The organism is Kitasatospora sp. NPDC101155, assembly GCF_044768305.1.
Taxonomy (GTDB): domain Bacteria; phylum Actinomycetota; class Actinomycetes; order Streptomycetales; family Streptomycetaceae; genus Kitasatospora.
In genome coordinates, this window is sequence record NZ_JBIWPN010000125.1 from 1 (window position 1) to 4,479 (window position 4,479).

General features: G+C 75.0%; 1 protein-coding gene. It reads left to right on the forward strand.

Annotation, left to right across the window (positions count from 1 at the left end):
- Positions 1-4,479, forward strand: a 4,479-nt coding sequence (locus ACIRYZ_RS46175) for a beta-ketoacyl synthase N-terminal-like domain-containing protein (RefSeq protein ID WP_402955679.1), incomplete at both ends; no start/stop codon positions are given.

Below are 4,479 nucleotides of genomic sequence, written 5' to 3' on the forward strand. Positions count from 1 at the left end.
CTCCTCCGCCGGCGGTCTGGTCCTGACCGCCGGCCAGGGCAACTACGCGGCCGCGAACGTCTTCCTCGACGCTCTCGCCGCCCACCGCCACGCCGCCGGCCTGCCCGCCACCTCGATGGCCTACGGCCTCTGGGACGTCGGCGCCGGTCTCGGGCGTGACCTCGCGGACGTCGACCGGGCGCGGATGGCCACCCAGGGCGTTCCCGTCCTCGACCACGCGACCGGCCTCGCACTCTTCGCCACCGCCCTGCGCAGCGAGCGCGCCGCCGTCGTCCCGATCCGGGTCGACGCCGCCGCCCTGCGCGCCCGCACCGACGAGGTCCCCGCGCTCCTGCGCGCCCTCGCCGCCCCGCGCAGGCGCGCCGAGCTGCCCGCGAGCGGCCGCGCGGCCGAGACCGGGCTCGCCCGGCGCCTCGCCGGGCTGGGCGAGAGCGAGGGCCGGCGCCTGGCGCTGGAGCTCGTGCGCGCGGAGATCGCCGCCGTGCTCGGCCACGTCTCCGCCGAGGCGATCGCGCCCGAGCGCGCGTTCCAGGAGCTCGGCTTCGACTCCCTCGCCGCGACCGACCTGCGCAACCGCCTGAACAAGCGCACGGGCCTTCGCCTGCCCGCGACCCTCGCCTTCGACTTCCCCAACGCCCGGGCCGTCGCGGAGCACCTCCTCGACCTGGCCGGCGCGGGCACGGAGGCGACCCCGGCCGCCGGCGCCGAGACCCGCCCGCACGCCGCCGACGAACCGATCGCGATCGTCGGCATGGCCTGCCGCTACCCCGGCGGCGCGGCCACGCCCGAGGACCTGTGGCGGCTGCTGGCCGACGGCGCCGACACCGTCACCGGACTGCCGACCGACCGCGGCTGGGACATCGAGCACCTCTACGACCCCGAGCCCGGCAAGGAGGGCCACAGCTACACCCGCCACGGCAGCTTCCTGCACGACGCCGGCGACTTCGACCCCGGCTTCTTCGGGATCTCCCCGCGCGAGGCCCTCTACATGGACCCGCAGCAGCGGATCCTCCTGGAGACCTCGTGGGAGGCAGTGGAGCGGGCGGGCATCGACCCGCTGTCCCTGCGCGGCAGCCGAACGGGCGTCTTCGCGGGCGTGATGTACCACGACTACGCGCTCAACACGAACCCCTCGGGCACCAGCGGCGGCAGCGTCGTCTCCGGCCGGGTGTCCTACACGCTGGGCCTGGAGGGCCCGGCGGTGACCGTGGACACGGCCTGCTCCTCCTCGCTGGTCGCCCTGCACCTGGCGGTCCAGGCGCTGCGCAGCGGCGAGTGCTCGCTGGCGCTCGCGGGCGGTGCGACGGTGATGTCGACGCCGGGCATGTTCATCGAGTTCTCGCGGCAGCGGGGGCTGTCGGCGGACGGCCGGTGCAAGGCGTTCGCCGGTGCGGCGGACGGCGTGGGCTGGTCGGAAGGCGTCGGGGTGCTGCTCGTCGAGCGGCTGTCCGACGCGCAGCGGAACGGCCACCGGGTGCTCGCGGTGATCCGCGGCACGGCTGTCAACCAGGACGGCGCGAGCAACGGCTTCTCGGCGCCGAACGGGCCGTCCCAGCAGCGGGTGATCCGGCAGGCGCTGGCGAGCGCCGGGCTGGCGGCGTCGGACGTCGACGCCGTCGAGGCCCACGGCACCGGCACCACGCTGGGCGACCCGATCGAGGCGCAGGCCCTGATCGCCACCTACGGCCAGGACCGCGAACTGCCGCTGCTGCTGGGCTCGATCAAGTCGAACATCGGGCATGCCCAGGCGGCGGCCGGTGTGGCGGGCGTGATCAAGATGGTGCTGGCGATGCAGCACGGCGTGCTGCCGAAGTCTCTGCACATCGACCGGCCCTCGCCGCACGTCGAGTGGTCGGAGGGCGCGGTCGAGCTGCTGGCCGAGGCCCGGGACTGGCCGGCGACCGGCCGGCCGCGCCGGGCGGGTGTGTCCGCGTTCGGGATCAGCGGGACCAATGCGCACGTGATCGTCGAGCAGGGTCCTGAGCCGGTAGTCGAAATACCTGTCGTCAAAGGCGAGTTGGGTACGCTTCCCTGGCTGCTCGCCGCGGCGACGCCGGAGGCCCTGCGGGTGCAGGCCGAGCGGCTCGCGACCTTCCTCGGTGCGCGGCCGGAGCTCTACGCGCTGGACGTCGCCCACTCGCTGGTGGCGACGCGGCCGGCCCTGGAGCACCGCGCGGTGCTGCTCGGCGCGGACCGGGCGGAGCTGCTGGCCGGACTGGACGCGCTGAGCCGGGGCGAACTCGCTCCGGGCGCGGCCATCTCGTCCGCCCGGGCGGGTGGGGCGACGGCGTTCCTGTTCTCGGGGCAGGGCTCGCAACGGCTCGGTATGGGACGGGAGTTGTACGGCCGCTTCCCGGTCTTCGCGGAGGCGTTCGACGCGGTGTGCGCGGCGACAGAGCTTCCCGTGCGCGAGGTGGTGTGGGGCGAGGACGCGGAGCTGCTGAACCGGACCGCGTACGCCCAGGCCGGGTTGTTCGCCGTCGAGGTGGCGCTCTACCGGCTGCTCGAATCGTTCGGCGTGCGGGCGGAGTTCGTGGCCGGGCACTCGATCGGTGAGGTGGCCGCGGCGCACGTGGCCGGGGTGTTCTCGCTGGAGGACGCCTGCGCGCTGGTCGCTGCCCGTGGTCGGCTGATGCAGGTGCTGCCGGAGGGTGGTGCGATGCTGGCGGTGCAGGCGACGGAGGGCGAAGTCCTGCCGCTGCTTGGTGAGTTCGTGTCGATCGCGGCCGTGAACGGTCCGACGTCGGTCGTGGTCTCGGGCGCCGAACAGGACGTCTCGGAGATCGAGGCGCACTTCGCCGACCGCCGGACGACCCGCCTGCGGGTGTCCCATGCGTTCCATTCGCCGCTGATGGACCCGATGCTGGCGGACTTCCGCGAGGTCCTCGACGGGCTCACCTACAGCGCGCCTTCGATCCCACTGGTCTCCAATCTGACTGGCGGGCTGGCCGATGGCCTGACGTCGCCCGACTACTGGGTGCGCCACGTCCGCGAGGCCGTCCGCTTCGCCGACGGGATCCGCACCCTCCACGAGGCCGGCGTCCGCCGCTACCTCGAACTGGGCCCGGACACCGTCCTGTCCGGCCTGGTGCAGGGCGCCCTCGACGACCCGACCGCCGCCGGCACGTGCGTCGTGCCCGCCCTGCACGCGGACCGGGACGAGGAGGCGAGCCTGATCGGCGCCCTCGGCCGGCTGCACGCGGCCGGGGCCGAGGTGGACTGGTCCGTCCTCTTCGCCGGCAGCGGCGCCCGGACGGTGGAACTGCCCACCTACGCGTTCCAGCACCGCCGCTTCTGGCTCGACGCGACGACCCCGCTCGGCGACCTGGGCGCGGTGGGTGTGGGCGCCTTCGCGCACCCGCTGCTCGGCGCGGCCGTCGACCTGTCCCACACGGACGGGTTCCTCCTCACCGGCCGGGTGTCGCTGGACTCGCACCCGTGGCTGGCCGACCACCGGGTCCTGGACACCGTCCTGGTGCCGGGTGCGGCGCTGGTCGAGCTCGCGCTGCGGGCCGCGGCCGAGGTCGGGTGCGAACTGGTGGAGGAACTGACGCTGGCCGCGCCGCTGGTGCTGCCCGAGCGCGGCGCCGTCCAACTGCACGTGCGAGTCGGTGGCCCGGACGCCTCGGACCGGCGCGCGGTCACCATCCACTCGCGGCCGGACGGGGATCCGGACGCCGGGTGGGTCCAGCACGCGGCCGGTTCGCTGGCCGCTTCCGGAGCCCCCGAGGCGGGATCCTTCGACGCCGCCGTCTGGCCACCGGTCGATGCGGAGCCGCTGCCGGTGGACGGCGCGTACGAGCGGATGGCCGAGGCGGGGTTCGGCTACGGCCCGGTGTTCCGGGGCCTGCGCGCGGCCTGGCGGCGCGGCGACGAGCTGTTCGCCGAGGTCGTGCTGCCGGAGGGCGTCGAGGCCGACGGCTTCGGCGTGCACCCGGCGCTCCTCGACGCGGCCATGCACGCCGCGATCCTGGCCGGCGGCGAGCGGGAGACGATGATCCCGTTCGCGTGGACCGGCGTGACCCTGTCCGCCGTCGGCGCCTCCGCGGTGCGGGTGCGGATCGTCCGGCTCGGTGACGGCGGGCTGCGGCTCGACCTCGCCGACCCGGCAGGCGGTCCGGTGCTGGCCGTGGCCTCGATGGTGGGCCGGGCGGTGTCGGCGGAGCAACTGGGCTCGGTCGACCCGCTCTACGGGATCGAGTGGGCGGAGCTGTCGAACGCGCCTGCCGCGGAGAGCTCCTGGGCGCGGTGGGAGGACGTGTCGGACTCCGAGGAGCCGACGCCCGACGTGGTCGTCCTCGACTGCGGTGCCTTCGCGGCCCCCGCGGACGTCCCGAGCGGTGTCCGCGCGAGCGTCCACGCCGTGCTGGAAGTGCTCCGGACCTGGCTGGCGGAGGAGCGGTTCGCGGCGTCGCGTCTGGTGGTTGTGACGCGGGGTGCGGTGGCGGTGCGTGCGGGTGAGCCGGTGGATCTGGCGCA